Below are 1429 nucleotides of genomic sequence, written 5' to 3'. Positions count from 1 at the left end.
GGTGTAAGAGGTATCCAACGACTTGGTGGTGTTCATCAAGTTACGCTGGGCGTTCAGTGATGAAGTGTTGGTGTTGATAAACATGGCCATAAAAGATTTCTCCTGATGAACAAGAAACTGCGGGTCCTGCTTGCATCAAGCGAGTCAGAATCCCACCGTTCAGATGGACAGATTGAACGGTCTGTCTCATCTGGCGGGCCCTCTGTTTGAACGGACGTCGAACCCGCAGTCGCGCAAATGTTGGATTTCCGAACACCCTTCAATTTGCTTCATCATCTGTAACGGCAGCCCTGCCGGAAGCTTTAGGAAAATACTTGCCGCTTTTGGCGACCCAGGTGGCAAAGTACCTCCTCCCTTGATGCAGAAATAGCCGGAGAGAATATTGCCGTGGTGAGTCTGGCAATCAGACAACCATGAGCGGAGTGGAAAGATAACGTCACATTCGATGCTGCGGGTTAGTCGTGGCTGGTTGTGAGTCATCATGAGGCAAGACGGACCGGGACTATCGCGAGGTACCGGTCCAGGAGAATATCATCGTGCAGACTACCTTACCGATGCTCATCACTTGAGCTGTGGCAAACGCCACAACTGCCTATCGCAAGCAGAAAGACCGAGGCTAAATAAAAAAGGAAGCATAAAATGCTTCCTTTTTAGACCTAGGTGGCATGGACAGCCGCCCTGTCAAGGGTTATCAGCCCAGAAGCGACAGAGCAGACTGCGGGCGCTGGTTGGCCTGGGCCAGGATGCTGGAAGCCGCCTGTTGCAGGATGTTCTGCTTGGTCATGTTGGCAGTTTCGGTGGCGAAGTCTGCATCACGGATACGGGAGCGAGCGGCAGAGACGTTTTCCGAGATATTGGACTGGTTGCGAATGGTCGAATCCAGCCGGTTCTGCACCGCACCCAGCTCGGCACGCTTGCTGTCCACGATACCCAACATGGAATCGACGGCGGCCAGTACGTTTTGCGCATTAGTCTGAGTACTGATACTGATGCCACCCGCACTACCACTCAAGAAGATTGTGCTCACGGCAAGAGTGCCACCACTCGCTGCCGTCACAGTAGTGTTCGCTGCAGCAGAAATACCGGAAATGCTAAAACCCCCAGCTTGAGAAAGGCTGAAGCTGATGGTCTGGTTGGCATCCGCCCCTACCTGGAAGGAGCCACCGTAGTTACCATCAAGCAGCTTGGTGCCAGCGAAGGTGGTATCGGTGGAGATGCGGTTGATCTCGGAGCCCAGCTGATCCACTTCCTTCTGCAGGGCTTCGCGATCCTTGGCGGAGTTGGAGCCGTTGGCAGATTGTTGTGCCAGGGTACGCATGCGTTGCAGCATACCGGTCACTTCGTCCATGGCCCCTTCAGCGGTCTGCGCCAGAGAGATGCCATCGTTGGCGTTGCGGTTGCCCTGGTCCAGGCCGTTTACCTGGGAGGT

At 54.6% G+C, this 1429-nt stretch carries 1 protein-coding gene and 1 pseudogene; both read right to left on the bottom strand.

Annotated features, from left to right (window positions below; all coding sequences use genetic code 11):
• Positions 1–90 (bottom strand): annotated as a pseudogene (locus AB5Y93_RS00010) (flagellin); the annotation flags it as partial.
• Positions 91–691: 601 nt separating this feature from the next.
• Positions 692–1429, bottom strand: a 738-nt coding sequence (locus tag AB5Y93_RS00005; RefSeq protein ID WP_368228603.1) for a flagellin, incomplete at its 5' end; no start/stop codon positions are given.

It is taken from the genome of Aeromonas sp. R10-1, assembly GCF_040908465.1.
GTDB lineage: Bacteria > Pseudomonadota > Gammaproteobacteria > Enterobacterales > Aeromonadaceae > Aeromonas > Aeromonas caviae.
Note: the sequence above shows the minus strand (reverse complement) of the source record. Positions and strands in the feature narration are given on the sequence as shown.